Annotated in this window: 15 protein-coding genes and 1 rRNA gene; 7 read left to right on the plus strand and 9 right to left on the minus strand. The window is 44.5% G+C overall.

Features of this window, described 5'->3' with window-relative positions; all coding sequences use genetic code 11:
* Together V6259_RS11185 and gndA are read right to left on the minus strand one after the other, a co-directional pair.
* Positions 1–615: ribosomal RNA gene (locus V6259_RS11185) — 16S ribosomal RNA — on the minus strand; the annotation flags it as partial.
* Positions 616–1,533: 918 nt separating this feature from the next.
* Positions 1,534–3,057 carry an NADP-dependent phosphogluconate dehydrogenase gene (gene gndA, locus V6259_RS11190; protein WP_341584573.1) on the minus strand — a complete coding sequence of 508 codons (1,524 nt, stop codon included), beginning with the start codon at positions 3,055–3,057 and terminating at the stop codon, positions 1,534–1,536.
* A 500-nt stretch (positions 3,058–3,557) separates the two neighbouring features.
* Here gndA and V6259_RS11195 point away from each other — a divergent pair, with 500 nt between their 5' ends.
* Positions 3,558–5,114: a phosphoenolpyruvate carboxykinase gene (locus V6259_RS11195; protein WP_341584574.1), complete on the plus strand. Its 1,557-nt coding sequence runs from the start codon at positions 3,558–3,560 to the stop codon at positions 5,112–5,114.
* A gap of 191 nt (positions 5,115–5,305) precedes the next feature.
* Here the strand turns inward: V6259_RS11195 and purL are convergent, their stop codons facing one another.
* Together purL and tadA are read right to left on the minus strand one after the other, a co-directional pair.
* Positions 5,306–9,205: a phosphoribosylformylglycinamidine synthase gene (gene purL, locus V6259_RS11200; protein ID WP_341584575.1), complete on the minus strand. Its 3,900-nt coding sequence runs from the start codon at positions 9,203–9,205 to the stop codon at positions 5,306–5,308.
* A gap of 118 nt (positions 9,206–9,323) precedes the next feature.
* Positions 9,324–9,815 carry a tRNA adenosine(34) deaminase TadA gene (gene tadA, locus V6259_RS11205; RefSeq protein WP_341584576.1) on the minus strand — a complete coding sequence of 164 codons (492 nt, stop codon included), beginning with the start codon at positions 9,813–9,815 and terminating at the stop codon, positions 9,324–9,326.
* Positions 9,816–9,921: 106 nt separating this feature from the next.
* Here tadA and V6259_RS11210 point away from each other — a divergent pair, with 106 nt between their 5' ends.
* The gene (locus V6259_RS11210; protein WP_133012385.1) at positions 9,922–10,347 is read left to right on the plus strand and encodes a CBS domain-containing protein; all 426 of its coding nucleotides are present in this window, start codon (positions 9,922–9,924) and stop codon (positions 10,345–10,347) included.
* 4 nt (positions 10,348–10,351) lie between these two features.
* Here the strand turns inward: V6259_RS11210 and V6259_RS11215 are convergent, their stop codons facing one another.
* The 4 genes from V6259_RS11215 to V6259_RS11230 all read right to left on the minus strand — a co-directional run bounded on the left by V6259_RS11215 (position 10,352) and on the right by V6259_RS11230 (position 15,769).
* Positions 10,352–10,609: a cold-shock protein gene (locus V6259_RS11215; RefSeq protein WP_341584577.1), complete on the minus strand. Its 258-nt coding sequence runs from the start codon at positions 10,607–10,609 to the stop codon at positions 10,352–10,354.
* Between the two features lie 119 nt (positions 10,610–10,728).
* Entirely contained in the window at positions 10,729–13,512 is a 2,784-nt protein-coding gene (locus V6259_RS11220; protein ID WP_341584578.1) for a valine--tRNA ligase, read from the minus strand.
* Positions 13,513–13,632: 120 nt separating this feature from the next.
* On the minus strand, positions 13,633–14,079 hold the full coding sequence (locus V6259_RS11225; RefSeq protein ID WP_341584579.1) for a hypothetical protein: 447 nt from the start codon (positions 14,077–14,079) through the stop codon (positions 13,633–13,635).
* A 226-nt stretch (positions 14,080–14,305) separates the two neighbouring features.
* Positions 14,306–15,769, minus strand: coding sequence for a leucyl aminopeptidase (locus tag V6259_RS11230; RefSeq protein ID WP_341584580.1), 1,464 nt, complete (start codon positions 15,767–15,769; stop codon positions 14,306–14,308).
* A gap of 155 nt (positions 15,770–15,924) precedes the next feature.
* On the opposite strand from V6259_RS11230, the gene lptF reads away from it, so the two are divergent.
* On the plus strand, positions 15,925–17,013 hold the full coding sequence (gene lptF, locus V6259_RS11235) for an LPS export ABC transporter permease LptF (RefSeq protein WP_445928511.1): 1,089 nt from the start codon (positions 15,925–15,927) through the stop codon (positions 17,011–17,013).
* The gene (lptG, locus tag V6259_RS11240) at positions 17,010–18,071 is read left to right on the plus strand and encodes an LPS export ABC transporter permease LptG (RefSeq protein ID WP_341584582.1); all 1,062 of its coding nucleotides are present in this window, start codon (positions 17,010–17,012) and stop codon (positions 18,069–18,071) included. Before lptF ends, lptG begins: the two co-directional genes overlap by 4 nt.
* A gap of 30 nt (positions 18,072–18,101) precedes the next feature.
* Here lptG and V6259_RS11245 read toward each other — a convergent pair whose 3' ends face one another.
* Positions 18,102–19,274, minus strand: coding sequence for an aminotransferase class I/II-fold pyridoxal phosphate-dependent enzyme (locus V6259_RS11245; RefSeq protein WP_338068574.1), 1,173 nt, complete (start codon positions 19,272–19,274; stop codon positions 18,102–18,104).
* Positions 19,275–19,429: 155 nt separating this feature from the next.
* On the opposite strand from V6259_RS11245, the gene dksA reads away from it, so the two are divergent.
* The 3 genes from dksA (at position 19,430) to V6259_RS11260 (ending at position 22,275) form a co-directional block, all read left to right on the plus strand.
* Positions 19,430–19,864: an RNA polymerase-binding protein DksA gene (gene dksA, locus V6259_RS11250; protein WP_133012378.1), complete on the plus strand. Its 435-nt coding sequence runs from the start codon at positions 19,430–19,432 to the stop codon at positions 19,862–19,864.
* Between the two features lie 4 nt (positions 19,865–19,868).
* Entirely contained in the window at positions 19,869–20,747 is an 879-nt protein-coding gene (gene gluQRS, locus V6259_RS11255; protein ID WP_341584583.1) for a tRNA glutamyl-Q(34) synthetase GluQRS, read from the plus strand.
* A 94-nt stretch (positions 20,748–20,841) separates the two neighbouring features.
* Complete coding sequence (locus tag V6259_RS11260; RefSeq protein WP_341584584.1) at positions 20,842–22,275, plus strand: sigma-54-dependent transcriptional regulator; 1,434 nt, start codon at positions 20,842–20,844, stop codon at positions 22,273–22,275.
* Positions 22,276–22,431: the final 156 nt, after the last annotated feature.

Genomic DNA, 22,431 nt, shown 5'->3' on the forward strand with positions numbered 1-22,431 from the left:
CCCTGGGATTTCACATCCGACTTAACAAACCACCTACGCGCGCTTTACGCCCAGTAATTCCGATTAACGCTTGCACCCTCTGTATTACCGCGGCTGCTGGCACAGAGTTAGCCGGTGCTTCTTCTGGGGCTAACGTCAAGATGATAACGTATTAAGCTATCACCCTTCCTCACCCCTGAAAGTGCTTTACAACCCTAAGGCCTTCTTCACACACGCGGCATGGCTGGATCAGGCTTGCGCCCATTGTCCAATATTCCCCACTGCTGCCTCCCGTAGGAGTCTGGGCCGTGTCTCAGTCCCAGTGTGACTGGTCATCCTCTCAGACCAGTTAAAGATCGTCGCCTTGGTAGGCCTTTACCCTACCAACTAGCTAATCTTACGCAGGCTCATCTAATAGCGAAAGGTCCGAAGATCCCCTCCTTTCCCCCGTAGGGCGTATGCGGTATTAGCATGCGTTTCCACATGTTGTCCCCCACTACTAGGCAGATTCCTACGCGTTACTCACCCGTCCGCCGCTCGACGCCTGATAGCAAGCTATCATCGTTTCCGCTCGACTTGCATGTGTTAAGCCTGCCGCCAGCGTTCAATCTGAGCCATGATCAAACTCTTCAGTTAAAAAGCTTGCTCACTCAAATCGTTACACTAACAAATAACTTAATTAACTTGTCACCCTAAGACAACAAATCAACATAAAGCGAATTGTTTGTAGACTCTCGTAAGACTTCAATTTTTTTGATCAACTACCTTCCGGTAAACCGAACGGCGATGATCTTCTGAAGACTCCAGCGAGCGCCCACACAAATTATCTGATTATCTATTTTAAAGAGCGTGCTGACCGTGTTGGCTTACTTAGTAAGCTAGACATCGTCTTCGTTGTTGTGAAGCGTTGTCCGTGTCAGCGAGGGCGTATATTAAGGATCTACAGATTTAGTGCAACCCTTTTTGAACGTTTATTTGGATTAATTTCTAAAAAATACCATTCTGATTAAACAACCATCAAATACGTGCTTTTTTGTATAAAAACCAATCAGAATATCGGTTTTCATCTCTAACTTATCGCTATCACCACATCACACCCTACGATGACTTATGAAAATAGCCTAACCAATCTAACGGCTGCACCTTCACCTATCTCTAATACCTACTTCTTAACACTGCACACTTTACTTATATAGTGAGAAGACATGCCAAGTAGCCCTTAGCTTTGATTACAATACTCCCTTAACAAACGATGCGTTGGTAATGAGAGACATTGGTAATGATAAAACGAAGGTCATGAGCTGATGAAGGTTATTCTTCTAGAAGAACAAGTCATCGTGCAGCACAAGTTTTGAGTGGGAGTATTACGAGAAACAAGGAAAGGACGACATTGACCAGAGGTTCACTTCAAATAATCATTTGAAGTGAACCTCTGGTCAACATTACAACGAACAGTATCAATATATTAAGACTATTTTATTGAAGGCTACTTTATATAAAATCACCTAATCTAACTATATAGCCTCAGCGTCGATCAATCCGACACTTAGCCCCTTACGCTTTTCGTTCAGGGCGACCTTCTTCTTGCCAGAAGGTGTGATATTTTTGACCTGGCTCATCATCAACACGAGCATAAGTATGAGCACCGAAGTAATCACGCTGAGCTTGTAGCAGGTTTGCTGGTAACACTTCTGAACGATAGCCATCAAAATAAGCTAACGCAGAGAAAATAGAAGGCGCTGGAATGCCAGACTGAGCCGCAAGCACAACGGTTTTACGCAACCCTGCTTGTTTTTCTGCCATAGAATGAGAGAAGTAATTACTAAGGAGTAAATTCTCAAGCTCTGGATTTTCTATAAAAGCATCTGCGATTTTCTGCAAGAAAGAAGCGCGAATAATACAACCACCACGCCAAATTTTAGCAATGTCTGTAAAGTTAAACTTCCAGTTATACTCTTTCTCTGCCGCTCGCATCAACTGAAAACCCTGAGAATAAGCGCAAATCTTAGCGCAATAAAGCGCTTCTTCTATCGCCTTTTCAACAACCTCAGCTTCAATCTCACCGCTTTCAACATCTGCCGTTAAAATACCAGCTGCGTGTTCACGCTCCGCTGTTAACGTACTTAATGCTCGAGCATAAACAGACTCACTAATAATACCGGCAGGTACACCCATCTGCGTTGCACTGATAGACGTCCAACGACCTGTGCCTTTCTGCCCAGCACTATCAAGAATCATATCAACCAATGGCGCACCGGTCTTATGGTCGTATTGCTGAAGAATATCCGCGGTAATCTCAACCAAGTAACTGTTAAGAACGCCCTCATTCCATTTTTCAAACAACTTACCAATCTCTGCAGGCTCGTAACCTAACAGTGACCGCAGTAAATGATAGGCTTCACAAATAAGCTGCATGTCTGCGTATTCGATACCGTTGTGCACCATCTTAACGTAGTGCCCAGCACCATTTGGCCCAAGATAAGCAGTACAAGGCTCACCTTCCGTTACTGGCTTGCCTGGTATATCACTAACAATCGGCTTGCCGTCTGCGTCCACTTTAGCCGCGACCGCTTCCCACATTGGTTGTAGATATTTCCAAGAGTCTGCATCACCGCCGGGCATTAAAGAAGGACCGAATCGTGCACCAACTTCACCACCAGATACTGCGGTACCGAAGAATTTAAGACGATCTTTGTATTCCGATTCGCGACGAATAGTATCTGTCCATTGGCTATTACCACAATCAACGACAATATCATCAGGCTCTAGGCCTGCTTTAATTAAGTTATCGCAAACTATATCAACGGGCTTACCAGCAGGAACCAAAACAACAATAACCCTAGGTTTAACTAGGTTATTTAATAGCTCTTCCATACTAGAACTGCCAACGATGCGGGCTTCACTTTGTGAGTCTAGACGCTCACGTTCCTCAGTTTCAAGAACGTCTTTAATTTTTTCGGCGTCAAGATCAAAACCTGCAACACGGTACCCATGATCGGCAAAATTTAGGGCCAGATTTTTACCCATTACACCTAAGCCGACAAACCCAATATTGCAGTTCTGATTCGTTTTTAACATAAGTTCGATTAACCTTTAGAAAGAGGGGGAATTCGAGGAATAATCTTACCATGAAGATTGCCAATTCAGGGAAAACTAAAACAAGAAAAATGCAATTAATTATGAATTTATTGCGGGTTTTGTAGGAGATTTCTACACTTTAATATTCATATCGCAAATCAAAGAACATTTATTGATAAAAACATATAACTATATTCTCAGTAAGAATATTTCTCTTTAGAAAAATATCAACAGAATAGAAAGAAAATAACAAAAAATATTGCACTATGAATCCAAAAACACGCTAAGGGTGATTTTAAATAGCCGAAAAATAACAATTTATACTTTAAAAACAACAAGTTAACTGACATTATTAAGTTACAAAAAAGTAATTAAATAACATATCACCATAAGAATATTTTTTCTTAGATTGTTTTGTTACTATCGATTTCAGCCCAATTCCCCCATAAAAATAATAATAAAAATTAGACCACATTTTATAAATCTGAGGATTTTACGACATGCGTTCTGCATCTAAAGTAACAGCAATTCATTCAAATTTGACAACACCAAAACTCGTTGAGAAAGCGCTAGAAAATGGCGAAGGCGTTCTTGCCGATAACGGCGCACTGGTTGTCGAAACGGGCGCTCGTAGTGGCCGCTCACCGATGGACCGCTTCATCGTAGAAGAAGCATCGAGTAAAGACAGCATCCATTGGGGGCCAGTTAACCGCCCTTTCCCCGAAGCTAAATTCGCGCCTTTATGGGATCGTGTCGAAGCTTATTTGAATGAAAAAGAATCCTTTGTCTCAAATATTCATGTTGGAGCAGGTGACGAGTACTATTTACCCGTTATCATGCGCACCGAAACAGCATGGCACCAATTATTTGGTCGCAACTTATTTATTCGCCCTGAAACATACAACCCAACATCAAAAAGCGAGTGGCAAATTATTAACGCTCCTGAGTTCGTTTGTGAACCGGAACGTGATGGCACTCACTCTGAAAGCTGCGTCATTCTAAACTTTGCTGAACGTAAAGTACTTATCGCTGGCATGCGTTACGCCGGTGAAATGAAAAAAGCCATGTTCTCAGTGCAAAACTACTTATTACCTGCTCACGATGTATTGCCAATGCACTGTGCAGCCAACGTAGGACCAGATGAAGATGTCTCCTTATTCTTCGGCCTATCAGGTACTGGTAAAACAACCCTATCTGCAGATCCAGAACGTTTCTTGATTGGTGATGATGAGCACGGCTGGGGCAAAGACACTGTGTTTAACATTGAGGGTGGCTGTTACGCAAAAACAATCGACCTATCCCAGAAAAATGAACCTATCATTTGGGATGCCATTAAATTCGGCACCATTGTAGAAAACGTTGTATTAGATCCAGAAACTCGCATTGCAGATTACGCTGATACATCATTATCGCAAAACGGCCGCGCTGGCTACCCACGTGAGCACATTGAAAAACGTGCTGCTGGAAACCGTGCCGGCGAGCCAAACGCTATCATCTTCCTAACCTGTGATTTGACGGGCGTTTTACCTCCTGTTTCTGTTCTGTCTAAAGAAGCGGCAGCGTACCACTTTCTAAGTGGCTATACAGCGCTAGTAGGTTCTACTGAAGTCGGCGCAGGAACTGGCATTAAATCTACCTTCTCTACTTGTTTCGGCGCGCCTTTCTTCCCTCGCTCTGCAGACGTTTACGCAGATCTATTGATTAAGCGTATCGACGAATTCGGCAGCAAAGTTTACCTAGTAAACACTGGCTGGACTGGTGGAGCACATGGCAAAGGCGGCAAACGTTTCAGCATTCCAACGACTCGTGCGGTTATTGCTGCGATTCAATCTGGCGCACTTATTGATGCGAAAACAGAGCACCTAGACGATGTAAACCTAGATGTACCCATTCAGGTTCCTGGCGTAGATAGCGTGTTGTTGAATCCTCGCAACACTTGGTCTGACCAAGGCGCATACGAAGATCAAGCGAAAAAACTTATTGCTCAGTTCGTTGAGAACTTCAAAAAGTTTGATAGTGTTTCTGACGCCATTGCGAAAGCAGGCCCAGCGCTTTAATTACTCGTTTCCAAAAAATACGCCCCCCGTATTTACCTTAACCCAGTGTATTTTTACACTGGTTTTTTTTATGCTTAGTTGCCATACCTTCCACAGAAAAATACCCTTTTCAAGATGGAACACAGATGCACAAAAAAGGCCTCTCTTCTTGCCGAAGAGAGGCCTTTCAAAATTACGCTCTAACTAAACGTTTAGCCTAACCATTTTCTTGCGTTTTGGAACAAGCGCAACCATGGTGCTTGCTCTTGCCATTCGCTTGGGTGCCAGCTGTGTTGGACCGTACGATAAACACGCTCTGGATGAGGCATCATAATAGTCACACGACCATCTTCTGATGTTAATCCAGTCACACCGTCTGCTGAACCATTCGGGTTGAATGGGTAGCGTTCAGTTGCCTGACCGTAGTTATCAACATAACGCAATGCAATTTGCGAAGAAGACGCTAACGCGGCCATATCTTGATCGTCACGATATTCAGTTTGACCTTCACCGTGAGCTACTGCGATTGGCATACGCGAACCTTCCATACCCGCCAACAAGATAGAATTCGATTTCTGAACTTCTACCTGTACAAAGCGCGCTTCGAACTGAGCCGATTGGTTACGAACAAATTTCGGCCAATGACCAGCACCAGGAATTAACTCATAAAGGTTAGATAACATCTGACAACCGTTACACACACCTAACGAGAAGGTATCTGGACGCTTGAAGAAGGCTTCAAACTGCTCGCGCGCAACTGGGTTAAAGAGAATAGACTTCGCCCAACCTTCACCCGCGCCTAGTACATCCCCGTAAGAGAATCCACCACAAGCAACCAAACCACTAAACTCATCAAGCGTTGTACGACCCGATAAGATATCGCTCATATGAACGTCGATCGGAGTGAAGCCGGCCTTATGAAAAGCCGCCGCCATTTCAACTTGACCATTCACACCTTGCTCACGCAATACGGCGATCTTAGGTTTCACACCAGACGCAACAAAGGCTGCGACTATGTCTTCATTTTGATCAAAACTTACGTTAGCAGACAACCCTGGATCGTTAGCATCCAACAAGTTATCAAACTCTTGTTGTGCAGACTCTGGATTATCACGCAACGCCTGAATGCGGTAACTGGTTTCAGACCAAACACGCTGCCAGTTGATGCGAGTTTCTTCAAGCACGGTTTCGCCGGCAAAACGAATTCGGATAGTGTCATCACCAGACAAGGTCGCAATCGGAGCAACATTAACGCCCGCTTTCGCGTAAGCCGCAATAATATCCGCCACATCGGCATCATTAACTTGCACGACCGCACCCAACTCTTCACTGAACAAAGCAGGGGCAATTTGAGCACGCTGAGTAATGGTGTCATCGAGGTCAATGTTCAGACCCAAATGGCTGGCGAATGACATTTCTGTCAAGGTCGCAAACACACCGCCGTCAGAGCGATCATGGTAAGCCAATAATTTACCTTCCGCGTTCAACGCTTGAGTCGTATCAAAGAACCCAGCCAACGCGGCGGCACTGTCAACGTCTGGCGTTTGCTGCCCCAGCTTGTTGTAAACTTGAGCAATAACAGAACCACCAAGACGATTCTGTCCCGCGCCCAAATCAATCAACAACAAGCGTGTATCAGCCTTGCTTTGCAATTCAGGTGTTAAGGTTTTACGCACATCCGCTACAGGCGCAAACGCCGTAATCACCAAAGACAATGGAGAAGTAACGGCTTTTTCTTCGCCATCTTCTTTCCAAACAGTCTTCATCGACATGGAGTCTTTACCCACTGGAATCGCAATATCCAAAGCAGGACACAATTCCATACCCACCGCTTTTACGGTTTGGTAGAGTTTTTCGTCTTCGCCTTCGTGACCGGCGGCCGCCATCCAGTTCGCTGACAACTTAATATGGTTACGCTTAGTAATTTGCGCGGCCGCTAAGTTAGTCAATGCTTCACCAACGGCCATACGGCCTGACGCTGGTGCATTAAGCAATGCGATTGGAGTACGCTCACCCATGGTCATGGCTTCACCTGTGGTGCTGTCTAGTGACGAGGTAGTCACTGCCACATCTGCCACTGGAACCTGCCAAGGGCCTACCATTTGATCACGCGCAACCATGCCGGTAATCGAACGGTCACCAATGGTAATCAAGAAGTTTTTGCTGGCGACAGTTGGCAAACTTAAAACACGTTTCGCCGCTTCAATAAGGTCCACGTCTACGGCCGTGAAATCATCACCTTTAATAACCGCTTTGGTGGCTTCACGATGCATTTTTGGTGGTTTGCCAAACAACACAGACATTGGCAAATCAACTGGCTTATTACCGAAATGCTCATCCGCTACTTCTAAATGAAGCTCTTCTTTTGCATCGCCAACAATCGCAAATGGGCAACGTTCACGCTCACATATTGCAGTAAACTCTGCAACACGCTCAGGCGATACCGCCATCACGTAACGCTCTTGAGATTCATTACACCAGATTTCGAGTGGTGACATACCTGGCTCATCGTTTAGCACTTTGCGTAAATCAAAGTTACCACCACGATCGCCATCTTTTACCAATTCAGGTAGCGCATTAGACAAACCACCAGCACCCACATCGTGGATAAAACTGATTGGGTTGTTGTCGCCCATCTGCCAGCAGCGGTCGATTACTTCCTGACAACGACGTTCCATTTCTGGATTACCACGTTGCACAGAAGCAAAGTCTAAATCTTCGTTGCCGTCTGCAGAAGCCATAGAGGAAGCCGCGCCGCCGCCAAGACCAATCAACATCGCAGGACCGCCAAGCACAATCAGCTTAGCGCCTACTTTAATTTCTTTTTTCTCAACGTGCTCACGGCGAATATTCCCCAGACCACCTGCCAACATAATTGGCTTATGGTAACCGCGTACTTCTTCTTGTGTCGCACCTTGGATTTTTTGCTCGTAACTACGGAAATAGCCCAACAAGTTAGGACGACCAAACTCATTGTTAAATGCCGCACCACCAATAGGACCTTCGATCATAATGTCCAACGGTGTCACGATGCGAGACGGCTTGCCGTAATAGCTTTCCCATGGCTGTTCAAAGCCCGGGATTTTAAGATCGGACACGGTATAACCGCTTAAACCTGCTTTTGGTTTTGAACCAATACCGGTTGCGCCTTCGTCGCGAATTTCACCACCAGAGCCAGTTGCCGCGCCTGAAAAAGGAGAAATAGCGGTTGGGTGGTTATGAGTCTCAACCTTCATCAAGATATCGATGTTTTCTTGGCTGAAGGCGTATTCACGGGTACCCGGTGCAGGGAAGAAACGCCCAGCAAAGTTACCTTCCATCACAGCGGCGTTGTCTTTGTATGCCGACAAGGTGCCATCAGGATTGTGTTCGTGCGTGTTCTTGATCATTTTAAACAAAGAGCGCTCTTGCTCTTCGCCATCAATGGTCCAAGACGCATTAAATATTTTGTGACGACAATGCTCAGAGTTCGCTTGTGCAAACATCATCAATTCGATATCGATTGGGTTACGACCCAGCTCAATAAAAGAATCGACAAGGTAATCGATTTCATCATCTGCCAACGCTAAGCCTAGCGTTTGGTTTGCCTCAACCAACGCCGCTCGTCCACCTGCTAACACATCGACCGCGGTCATAGGTGCAGGTTCTGCATGAGAGAACATGTCAGACGCGTCGCTCAATGCCGGAAGCACGCTTTCTGTCATGCGGTCATGCAACATTTCTGACAACAGATCCAGCTCGTCCAGTGTCAATGGTGATGCACTGTGGATGAAATACTCCACACCACGCTCAACACGAGACACGGTCGCTAGACCACAGTTATGAAGAATATCGGTTGCTTTTGAAGACCAAGGTGAAATCGTACCTAAACGCGGAACGACTAATACACTTTGTTCAGACGAACTGACTTGGGAGGATTTAGGACCGTAGGCTAGAGCGCGCTGAAGAACCGTTTCTTGCTCTGTAGAAAGCGCCTGACCGTCATGCAATTCAACAAAATGAAGAAATTGCGCATCCACATCCGTGACGGATGGTACAGATGCTTTCATGTTGGCCAATAACTTTGCCTTGCGAAACGCCGATAGCGCTGCGGAACCATGCAGGGTTAGCATGTCGAGTATTGCCTCACTTGGTAGTTTTGGGGGAAATGGTGCGGGTATTTTAAATCAATGACCCAAATAGAGGCCAGCAGTGTCTGTATTTTCTGCACTAAATGCTGAAAAAAAACGATTATATGGCCTTTTTCGCCAATTGTTTGAGCTTCTTTTTTTGCTCACGACGATATTGAAAGAATTGTGTTAGCTGTAATGATGCTTTTTCTGCGAGTACACCACCACAAACTTCGACTTTATGATTGAGAAAAGGCGCCTCAAAAAAAGCACCTTGGCTTTCTACCACGCCACTTTTGGGCTCCGTCGCCGCATACACCACTCGCGCCACACGAGAATGGATAATTGCACCCGCGCACATAGAACAAGGCTCCAATGTAACGTACAAGGTTGCCCCGATTAAGCGGTAGTTATTTACTTTTTTGCACGCATCACGCAGCGCTTGGATCTCAGCATGAGCGGTTGGGTCACATTGAGAAATAGGGGAATTATAGCCTTTCCCAATCACTTCTCCATCGAGTACAACAAGAGCACCCACTGGAATTTCACTATCAGCAGCAGCTTGCTCCGCTAATAACAGCGCTTTTGCCATCCACTCTTCGTCGCTGATCATTTAGTCACCCTATTGTTGATTTGTCTCGTAGCAATATAATTGCTTTTGAGAGCGGCTTGCACCACACTGGCTGGCATAAAAATTGGGAAAAAAGGAAACTCAAACTATGATGACCGTTGCAGATTTGATGGTGACAAATTTAGCCACACTCGAAGAAACTTGTTCATTAGCCGAAGCCAAAGAGTTAATGAGTGAAAAGAACATTCGCAACTTACCCATTGTTAACCAAAGCGGCGAATGTATTGGCATGCTCACACAACGAGAATACCTTCGCTATGCCTTTTATTTAGTCAGTCAGTTTGGCACTCAGCAACTGGCTAAAAAAGAAGAACAAACACCTGTTTCCAAAGTAATGAACAAAGATATCCTTACTATTGAACCAGGTGTCAGCTTAGATGCTGCCGCTGAATTCTTCATCGAGAACAAATACGGCAGCTTACCTGTCGTTAAAAACAACAAGCTTCTTGGCATTTTAACACCAGTAGATTTTGTAAAGCTCGCTCATAAAATGCTACTAGAACAAAACAAATAACACGCTAGGCATTTGCGGTTCTGTACTCGCCTTCTGTTGCAATAGAAGGCGATACTTCTTCTATTCGAACGTCCACAGCTTGAAGACCAAACTCAGTACTCGCTAATTCAAACGACACAGATTGACCTTTTTTTAAGGTTTTATGCCCATCTAGTGCAATCGATTTGTAATGCACAAACACGTCACTGTCAGCGTCTCTTTTGATAAAGCCAACACCTTTAGCATCATTAAACCATTTTACTTTTCCACTGACTCTTTCCATTACTTATTGCCTCTTTTTTTATTTTTATAGAATGCAATGAATGCCAGGCACGCTAATAACATGCCTGACATAACTTTTTATTTATGACTATTTATTTATGACTATTTATAACGACTGGTTCACAACGACTCAATACTCGCTTTCTGTTCTTCCAGTTTACTCACGGTCAAACGAAGGTCGTCACACTTAGCGCGCTCTTTATCCACCACTGCTGCTGGCGCTTTCGCCACAAAGCTTTCGTTGGACAATTTGCCTTCAATGCGCTCTAGATCTTTCGTCGCTTTATCGATTTCTTTTTGCAAACGGGCAAGTTCAGCGTCTTTATCTATCAAACCTGCCATTGGCACCAAGACTTCCATATCGCCGACCAAGGCCGTCGCTGACATAGGTGCATCATCGCCTGCATTCAACCAAGTAATGGTTTCTAACTTGGCCAATTTCTGCAAGAAAGCCAAGTTGGCTTCTAAGCGAGCGCTGTCTTGCTCAGTACCATTACGGAACAACACATCTAGCGGCTTCGATGGTGCGATATTCATTTCACCACGAATATTACGAATGCCTTCGATGACGCCTTTCAACCATTCGATATCGGCTTCGGCTTGTTCATCTTTTTTCGCTTCGTTTGCAACTGGGTATTCCATTACCATGACGGTATCACCTTCAACACCCGCCAATGGCGCAATACGCTGCCAAATTTCTTCGGTTAAGAATGGCATCATAGGATGCGCCAAACGCAAGAAGGTTTCTAATACGCGAACCAAGGTACGACGTGTACCGGTTAACTGTGCCGCACTGGCATTTTCGTCCCAAAGCACAGGCTTAGACAACTCCAAGTACCAATCACAGTATTCGTGCCACATGAATTCATACAAGGCCTGTGAAGCCAGATCATAGCGATGGGTATCAAACGCACGATTCACCGCATCTTCAGTGTGCTGCAAGCGAGAAATGATCCACTTATCTGCCAATGACAACTCAACGTCTGCGCCATTCTGACCACAATCTTGATCTTCTGTGTTCATCAGAACATAACGCGTTGCGTTCCAAATTTTGTTACAGAAGTTGCGGTAGCCTTCAAGTCGGTTCAAATCAAATTTGATATCACGACCACCAGAAGCAAGGGAGCAAAGCGTAAAGCGCAGCGCATCTGTGCCGTAGGCTTGAATACCTTCAGGATAAGTTTCACGGGTATTCTTTTCGACTTTTTCAGCAAGACGCGGTTGCATCATGCCGTAGGTACGTTTCTTAACCAAGGATTCAATATCGATGCCGCCAATCAAATCCAATGGATCGATTACGTTGCCTTTCGATTTCGACATCTTATCGCCGCGCTCATCACGAATCAGCCCCGTGATATAAACGGTTTTGAATGGCACCTTGTTGGTGAACTTCAGCGTCATCATGATCATTCTGGCTACCCAGAAGAAGATAATGTCAAAGCCAGTAACCAACACATCAGATTCACTGAATTCTTTAAAATCTTGTGTTTCTTCAGGCCAGCCTTGAGTCGCAAACGTCCACAAAGCAGAAGAGAACCAAGTGTCTAATACGTCTTCGTCTTGAGTCAGTGTGACATCGTCCGCTAAGCTGTACTTAGTGCGTACTTCTGCTTCGTCTTTACCAACATAAAATTTACCGTCGGCATCGTACCAAGCTGGGATTTGATGACCCCACCAAAGTTGACGAGAGATACACCAATCGTTCAGATCGCGCATCCAAGCAAAGTAAGTGTTTTCCCATTGTTTAGGGACAAACTGAATATCGCCGTTTTCTACCGCTTCAATGGCTGGTTTCACCAAGGTTTCAACCGCCACATACCATTGCTGAGTCAGGTAGGGTTCGATCACGGTATTGCCACGTTCTCCGCGTGGCACTTTTAATTTATGGTCTGCTATTTTTTCTAACAAGCCTAGCGCATCAAAATCTTCAACGACGGCTTTACGCGCTACGAAGCGATCCATACCACGGTATTTTTCTGGCGCCGTATCATTGATCGACGCATCGTCCGTTAAAATATTGATTAACGGCATGTCATGGCGTTTACCAACTTCATAGTCATTAAAGTCATGAGCTGGCGTAATTTTCACACAACCCGTACCGAATTCTTTGTCTACATACTCATCGGCTACAATCGGAATACGGCGGCCAACAAGAGGCAATTCTACGAACTTACCAACCAAGTCAGTAAAGCGCTCATCGTCTGGAGCAACCGCGACCGCAGCATCACCAAACATGGTTTCAGGACGAGTCGTGGCGACCACGATGTAATCTTTACCATCGGCGGTTGTGACACCATCCGCTAATGGGTAACGGAAATACCACATGAAGCCATTTTCTTCTTCAGAAATAACTTCAAGATCTGAAATGGCTGTATGTAAAACAGGATCCCAGTTAACCAAACGCTGACCACGGTAAATAATGCCTTCGTCGTATAGGCGAACAAACACTTCTTGTACGGCCGCAGACATACCTGGGTCCATCGTGAAACGTTCTTTATCCCACGCAACAGAGTCACCTAGAACACGCATTTGATCGGAAATAGTACCGCCTGACTGGTCTTTCCATTCCCAGACTTTTTCTAGAAATTTTTCACGACCAAGATCATGACGTGTCGTATTTTGAGCCGCCAATTGGCGCTCAACGACCATTTGTGTTGCGATACCAGCATGATCACTGCCTGGTTGCCACAAAGCGCGCTTGCCTTTCATTCGCTCACGACGAATCATGGCATCCATTAGAGTATGCTGAAACGCATGCCCCATGTGCAGACTGCCGGTGACGTTTGGTGGTGGTATCATGATTGAAAAAGGGGTGCCGTCGCCTTGAGGCGTGAAGTAACCACCCTCTTCCCAACGTTGGTAAATAGGCTGTTCAATACTTTGTGGTTGGTAGGTCTTTTCCATTATGGTGTCTTAAAGCTCTTATAGAGAGGTAAATTGAATTTTGGAAATTATAGCGCGTCATCGCAAGATAAAGAATAACCTCCAATCTGACGATGGTTATGATTAGATCGATTTAGTCAATTATTTAGCCTTTGTAGGCAAATTTTGCATCACACTCAGCACTTCTTGTACTAATTCAGGCAATCGTTTCTCAAGCACTTTACTTACTGCCTCGGCGATATGCTCATGAGTAAAAACAGCAACATCTTCCGCTAAGTTTTCAGCCTTTGCTTCAACATGAGTACTGGCCAATACAACATCAGGTTCTTCATTGCATAAGACAGGAATCGTAGATTCTTGTTCTAATACTAGGTTTTTCATCGCATCAGAAAGCTGACCCTCCTGACTAAGAGAAGACGACAAGGTGTCCGCAACAACATCCATAAGAATCGGAATATCGTCCTGATTTCGCAACGCCGCAACCAAATCTTCTTCGTCTGGTTCTAATTCATCATGATTAAACGCATTGCCAGTAAAAGCATGGCTCTCAAAAACATCGTCTGTAATCTTTGACGCTACATCAGGCATAAGCTACTAACCAATAAAAATATAAACGAATAGAGGTGATAACAAATAAACAGCAAGGCTTAATTGATCGAAATTTATTTCATCAACTTTCGCATCCAAAACTCGAAATGTCTACCCTCAAAAAATGGTGGGCTCAATTTAGCGTCTAAAAAAGATAAAAAAAAAACAGCAATGACAATCATTGCTGTTTTTTTGGAAAAAGTATCGATGTGACAATATCAATACATTAGTTAGCTTTAGCCAATAAGTAACGAGTCAACAAAGCAACCGGACGGCCGCTAGCACCTTTAGATCCACCACCAGCCCAAGCTGTGCCAGCAATATCCAAATGCGCCCAAGGGTATGCTTTCGTAAAACGAGACAAGAAACACGCCGCCGTTACAGAGCCTGCTTCTGGACCCCCAATGTTCGCAATATCCGCAAAATTACTGTCTAACTGCTGTTGGTATTCTTCGTTCAAAGGCATTTGCCAAATTTTATCCGCTGAAATCTGGCTAGCATCTTTCAACGACTCGGCAACCGCATCATCGTTGGCATACATACCTGAATTCACGCTACCTAAAGCAACCACACATGCGCCCGTTAAGGTCGCGATATCAACGACAGATTTTGGTTTGAATCGCTCGATGTAAGTCAGCGCGTCACACAATACAAGACGGCCTTCAGCATCGGTATTCAACACTTCAACAGTTTGACCAGACATCGTTTTTACAATATCGCCAGGTTTTGTCGCACGCGCACTTGGCATATTTTCAGCCGCCGCCACAACCGCTGTGAAGTTCAGCTTAGGTTTCAATTCACAAATCGCTTTCATGGTGCCGAACACACTCGCCGCACCACACATGTCATATTTCATTTCATCCATTTTTTGACCAGGTTTCAATGAAATACCACCCGTGTCAAAAGTAATGCCTTTACCAAGCAAAACATGAGGCGCTTCATTGGCTTCGCCACCTCGGTAATGCATCACAATAAGGTAACTTGGCTGATCACTACCACGACCGACAGAAAGTAGGCAATGCATGCCTAGCTCATCCATTTTTGTTTCGTCTAGCAACTCAATATCGATGCCGTATTCTTCACCAAAGTGCTGAGCTTTCGACGCCAAGTAGTTCGGCGTACACACGTTACCTGGTAAGTTGCCTAGCTGACGAGCAAACGCTGAACCATTAGCGGTTGACGTACCAATCGCCAATGCGGCTTCGTCAGTACCTTCGATCAGTAGGTTTTCTACTTTAGTACTTTTCTCAGCATCGTCTTGTTTAAAGCCAAGAAAGTTATAAAAACCTTCGTTTAGCCATTGTGCAATCAACGCTGTCACTTCACTTTGTGAACGCTGCTTTAATACTAGAGCGCGACTCGCAAGCGCAACCGTAGCATAAGGAAGTGATTTGATTTGAGTTGCGACTGCCGCAATCACCTTGCGCGCTTGCATATCGCTTAATTCAGATTCTTTGCCGGTACCGACCAACAATACTGGTTGAGCAAAATCTTGAGTTACGCTAGGCAATAATAATGTTTGTGCTAAACCACCTTTAAAAACATTGCTTTCTCGTAACTGTGACAACTGACCATCGGCATTATCATCAACCCAAGCTGTAGACTCAGGAAAAGCGCCTTCGCTTGGTACAAAAACAACGACCAAGTCTGCTTCAACCGTGGATACACGGTCAAATAATGTTGTATTCATGAGAGGTTCCTCAAAATAATAACTTTTAAAAAAAACTGGATAATGTCCTTCTTACCACGAGATAATGGGGGCTTTAGATTTGTAATCAACTCTCCGCACTTAGGCGGCATCCAATTGAGGTGACTTTGAGACTATTCAGATACTTGGCGAAAGAAGTGTTGGTGTCAACCGCTGGGGTGACGCTAATTTTACTTCTCGTTATTTTAAGCAGCCGATTTGTAACCTATTTAGGGCGTGCAACCGAAGGGAAAATGACGTTCGAATTTCTATTCGCCATTCTCGGCTATCATATTCCTTATTTTGTTCAGATCATTTTACCGATTGCATTTTTCCTATCATTGTTGCTGACCTTTGGCCGCCTTTATATTGAAAATGAGATGTCTGTTTTGTTTTCAAGCGGCATCAGCAAACTCAAACTAGCCGGCTACACACTTGGCATTGCGGCGATTGTTTTCTCTATTAGCGCAGGATTAAACTTTTGGTTGACGCCAACGAGTGAATACAAAGTAGCCAAAGCTGTTAATGAGCAAGGGCAACTTTCTAGCTTTTCCTTTTTAATCCCTAGACGCTTTCAAGGGGATGGCCAACGCACTACCTACATAGATAACTTCACACCAAAAGAAGGCTGGATGAACAATGTTTTTCTTTCCGACTTTGTGCGTGAAAATGGCAAATCCATTCCAGTTCAAATGCTCGCCTCTTACGCCGAAGAGATAAAAATGGACTCCAAAGGTGGCCAAAACTATTTGGTATTTAAAAATGGTGTCCGTTATGAAGGTGTTCCTGGCACCGCGGCTTACCGAGTCACTGAGTTCGACACCTATGCGATGCGAATGAAAAGTTCACCTCAAGAATCCATTACAGACCCGACAACTCGAAGTACATATGACCTAATAAAGAGCACTGATCCAGAAGACAAAGCAGAACTGCAATGGCGAATCGCTTTAGTGATAATGATTCCAATCCTTTCCATCATTGGATTATCCCTCAGTCAGGTAAACCCAAGGCAAGGCCGATTCTTTAAAATGCTGCCCGCAATCCTATTAATGATTACCTATATGGCGTTGCTTATTTGGGGGAAAACCGCCATTGGCAAAGAAAAAATTCCTGCTTATTTAGGACTTTGGTGGATTCACGGCATATTCCTCATCATCGCTTTGGGATTATTCGTCCAATATAATCAGGTCTTTAGCCGTAAAAGCGCTCGACTTCCCGCTCAACTAGACAGCGAGTCTAAGCAATGAATAAAATAGACAGATACGTGGCCTCCAGCGTCCTTTGGTCCTTTTTGATCGTGATGTTTGTATTACTTGGCTTAGACACCGCCATTGCTTTTATTGATCAAATCAAAAAAGTGAGTGACGACTATACGGTGCAATCAATCTTTCAAGTTCTCATGTACCGCCTGCCAGGAAAATTTGCAGAGTACGTACCCATTTCATCGCTAATTGGCACATTAATGGGACTGGGCACATTGGCGTCTACCTCTGAATTAACGGTTATGAGGGCTGCCGGAATGCCTATTTGGCGTATCGGATTTTCCGCCTGCCAACCTATAATACTGGTCGCACTAATCGGCATGGGGTTATCAGAATTTGTCGCGCCAGCAGCAGAACAAAAAGCCAACCTAGTAGAAAAACTGCAAGATCAAAAACAAGGAAATTTTGCTTTAACAGGCGGAGTATGGCTTAAGGCTGATAATAACTTTGTCTATATCAATGCCGCAGACAGCACAGGAAAACTGTATGGCATTAAAATTTTCTCCCCTAAAGAACAACATTTAACAAGCATTACCGATGCGAAAACAGCCGTCCATATCAATGATACTCAATGGCTATTGAGCAATGTAAAAAAGACCATTTTTTACCCTGACCATGTTGAAGTCAAAAACTTAGCAACGCAAAAATGGTCTGTTAGCATCAAACCAGAGCACCTGTATTTAGCATCACAAGAACCTGATTACCTATCGCTAAGTCAGCTCAGAACGTATCAATTGTATTTAGAGTCTCAAAAGCAAGACGGCGCCCAATATGCGCTTGAATTTTGGAGTAAAGCATTACGCCCTGTGGCCTGTATCGCACTCGTCCTTGTTGCACTTTCTAGTGTATTTGGGCCGCTGCGCTCATCAACAATGGGCGGTCGTGTTTTTTCTGGCGTAATGATTGGCCTTGCTTTTCAAAACGGCCTGAACTTATTTGGAAGAATGAGCGTCGCAACTGGCTATCCACCCGTTATCGGCGTCAGTATTCCCATCATTATCTGCATAATATCGGGCATTCTCTTAATGAGAAGAAAGGGCTAACGCCATTTTCGGACTTTAGCCTGATGATGGCTAGGATTGAATAAATGCATCAATTCTAGCCAGAGCTTCATTCAATCGAGATTCATCGCAAGTATAGGCAAAGCGTACATATTTATGGGCGTCTTTGACCCCAAAATCCGCGCCTGGCGTCAGCGCCACACCTTTCTCTTCTAATAAGCGCAAACACCAATCCATTGCATCATTGGTCACATTAGACACATCGACATAAACATAAAAGGCCCCTTGTGCTGGCGCAACAACAGGTAAACCAATACGACCCAGCCCTTCTAGCAGAGCCAAACGACGGCGATTTAATGTTTGACGACGGACTTCACACTCTTCGAGCACGCCTGGTTTAAACGCCGAAATAGCCGCGTATTGCGCCACACTTGAAGCAGAAATAAATAGGTTTTGCGCTAATTTAGTTGCCCCTTCAATCGCCCATTCCGGAACCACAATCCACCCGAGACGCCACCCCGTCATGGCAAAATATTTAGAGAAGCTGTTTATTACAAAAATATCATCATCAATAGACAGCGCGGTAAAATCTTCCCCCTCAAAGACCAAACCTTGATAAATTTCATCAACCAATAGATGCCCACCTAGGGCATTGGTTTGTTGCCATGCCTGCGTGAGATACTCTTTGCTCAACACCGCACCAGTAGGATTCGAAGGGGAAGCTAACCAAAGGCCTGAGGTGTTTTTGCCCCAATAAGAAGCCAATTTTGAGAGGTCTATTTCGAAAGCCTGCTCAGGTAACGTATCAATCAATTTGGCTTTCGCGCCAGCTTGGATTAAAAAATGACGATTGCATGGATAACATGGATCCGGCATTAAAACGTCATCACCTTCATTAACCATCAATGACGCCATCAACAATAAAGCGCCCGAAGCACCCGGCGTTACAATAATTCGCTCAGGAGCAACCGACACTTGATAGCGAGAAAGATAATGCTGACTAATTGCTCGCTTTAACTCTGGCAACCCTGTGGCTGGCGTATAACCTGTTTTGCCCTCTTCTATTGAGCGCACTCCCGCTTCATTAATATCTTGCGGAGCAACAAAATCAGGTTCACCTACTTCAAGGTGAATAACATCAAAACCTTCCACTTGTAACTGCTTCGCACGCTCCATCACCGCCATGACTTGAAACGGTGCTATTTTTTCTACTCGAGAGGCCAACTTCTGCTTAGACATATCCATTTCTCAACCTAATTCAACATTTTCATGAAAATTTGCGCAAAAATTGTGGTTTAAAGCCAATTAATCTGGTAAGTTTCCGGCCGAAAAATAAACCACCTAATTTTTATAGTTTACAGGTTACCGCAAAGGAATACCTGAGAAATGAGGCAATGCGTATGCCAAGCACGAACCCGGAATCATTAATGAAGGACTTCACACCTTACGTCGCTAAGGACGGTGAAGAATACATGAACGAGAACCAGTTGGCGCATTTCAAAAGCATCCTGCTTAACTGGAAGCAGGGTCTAATGGAAGAGGTTGACCGTACCGTTAATAACCTTAAGGAAGAAGCAGTAAACTACGCGGATCCTAATGACCGAGCTAGCCAAGAAGAAGAATTTAGCTTAGAACTACGTGCACGTGATCGTGAGCGTAAACTGGTTAAAAAGATCTCTCAAACCATCGAACGCATTAACGAAGACGATTACGGCTTCTGTGACGAATGTGGCATTGAAATCGGCATTCGCAGACTAGAAGCCCGCCCAACAGCCACTATGTGTATTGATTGTAAAACATTGGCTGAGATCAAAGAGAAACAAATCGGCGGTTAATTCGATGCTATCGAATTACCGAGGCCGTTTTGCTCCTTCGCCAACCGGCCCACTCCATCTAGGCTCGCTTGTTTCTGCACTAGCGAGCTATTTGGATGCGAAATACCATCAAGGCACTTGGGTTATTCGCATTGAAGATGTCGATGCCGTTCGTTGCCGCCCTGAATTCACCCAACAAATACTCACCACATTAAACAGCTATCAATTGATAAGCGACGAAGACATTCGCCTGCAAAGTGAACATTCAACGCTATACGAAACACATCTAACAGCCCTAAAGCAATCCCACAATGTCTTCCCATGCAATTGCACACGCCAATCATTAAAAGAATTCTCTGGGCTGCATCCTCACATCTGTTCAAGCGACATCACATCACCACATTCTTGGCGATTAAAAACCAATAATGAACACTACCAATACAATGATCTGATACAAGGCGAAATGGCTTTTTTTGATGATCTTAGTAACAACCATCCTATACTCAAGCGCAAAGACGGCTACTTCTCTTATCAGCTTGCTGTGGTTGTTGACGACCACTTACAAGACATCACTCACCTTATTCGTGGCGCTGATTTAATCGAAACCACCGCCCAGCAACTTCACCTATATACTTTATTAGGATGGCAAGCGCCGCAAATAGGCCATATTCCACTGGTCGTAAATCAAGACAATGAAAAAATCAGCAAACAAAACCATGCAAAACCCATATTAAACGGCGATCTACACACTCTAAAACGAGCATTAAGTTATCTTCAGATAGAGGTTAATGAGAGCAGCAACATCAAAGAAGCACTAGCGCTTGCCATTTCTAAATGGAATCCACTTCTACTAGCAAAGCAAAAAAGCATCGCTATCACAGCAGAAGATCTGCCCTTCATATAGCACAAACACTTTCCAATAATGCCAACATTCCCCTCTGGCGGACAGCGAGCCAATGTGTATAATCGTTACATTGGTTACAAGAGGTGACATTGAAATGCATCACATAATGATAATCTGCCCAGAAGACTCCCCATTAAAAGACGCAGACCGATGGCTTTCTCGCTACGGTTTTCAAGTCAATCTGAGCCACTCCCTTGAGCAAGCAAACAAATATTATGAACTCGCCGACTTCGATCTGTTACTGATCGATCAGAGTATTTTAGCGGTATTAGAACCTGACTTATCAACATTGCAAGGAATGCCACCACGCATCGTATTAGATGCGCGCCCCAGCCTAAACACAGGTGTTAGCGCAATGTCCATGGGGGCAAAATACTACCTCCCCCTACCAACAGATTCCGAGAATCTTCTCAAACGCGTTATTGATGTATTAGAAAACACCCCAGCTCAAGAACCGCAAAATACCGCTCCCAATCCAGAGCTTGAACCGCCCTTACTGTTTGCTCGCTCCGAAAAGGAAGAAGAAGCGAACAAGCTTGGCGATACAGACAGCGGCATCATTGGTAATTGCCCTCCAATGCAAGAACTGTATAGCGATATCAGAAAAGTCGCAGGAACCGATGTTACCGTGCTGATTCGGGGTGAATCTGGGACCGGTAAAGAGCTAGTTGCTAAAGCCCTACACAATCTAAGCAAAAGACACGAAAAGCCACTCGTCAGCGTCAACTGCGCCGCCATCCCAGAGAATCTGATCGAGTCAGAACTCTTTGGGCATGAAAAAGGGGCTTTTACCGGCGCTGTCTCAGCACGAGATGGTCTTATCTTTGCTGCAGATAATGGCACCTTGTTTCTTGATGAAATAGGCGAACTGCCATTAGAAGCTCAAGCGAGACTGCTTCGTGTACTGCAGGAAGGAGAAATTCGTCGCGTTGGGGCGGTTCAGTCTACTACGGTTAATGTGCGCCTAGTGACCGCAACACACAGAGACTTAATGGACATGGTACGCAAAGGTTATTTTCGGGAAGATTTATACTATCGACTCTATGTTATGGAGCTGCTAATCCCGCCGTTACGAGAACGTGACGATGACATTTCTACCATTGCTAAATTTCTTCTCGAAAAAGTTTGTAAGAAGCACAACCGCGCAGCACTCAGTTACAACAAAGAGTTTGATCGCGCGATTCGAGCCCACAACTGGCCTGGCAATGTTCGTGAATTGGAAAACGCCATTGAGCGCGCTGTTATACTAAGCCCCGTCAACAAAGTGGAAGCAGCAAATCTAAAATTAGCGCCCAATACAACAAGCAGGCAGAAAAATGTCACCAGCTCTACAGATTCAAATACGACAAACCAAATGGCGCCATCAAGCGGCACCACACTAGACGACTACTTCAAACACTTTGTGCTGACGCACCAGCACAAGATGACAGAGACGCAACTTGCACAATCTTTGGGCATATCAAGAAAAAGCTTATGGGAAAGACGCCAAAAGCTTGGCATACCCAAAAAAGTAACAACCGATAAGTAACACTTGTTACCAATTCACACAAAAATGCAGAAAGATATTGTAAGAAAAGTGAACAAATAAAGTGTAAAAACCTTATAATTCAATGGAGTATGTTTTTTGGCATAGGATATGCTCTATATAGATCACAACGATAATAAGATTGACCAAGAATAAAAA

The sequence above is a fragment of the Marinomonas sp. TI.3.20 genome (assembly GCF_038155025.1).
GTDB classification, from domain to species: domain Bacteria; phylum Pseudomonadota; class Gammaproteobacteria; order Pseudomonadales; family Marinomonadaceae; genus Marinomonas; species Marinomonas flavescens.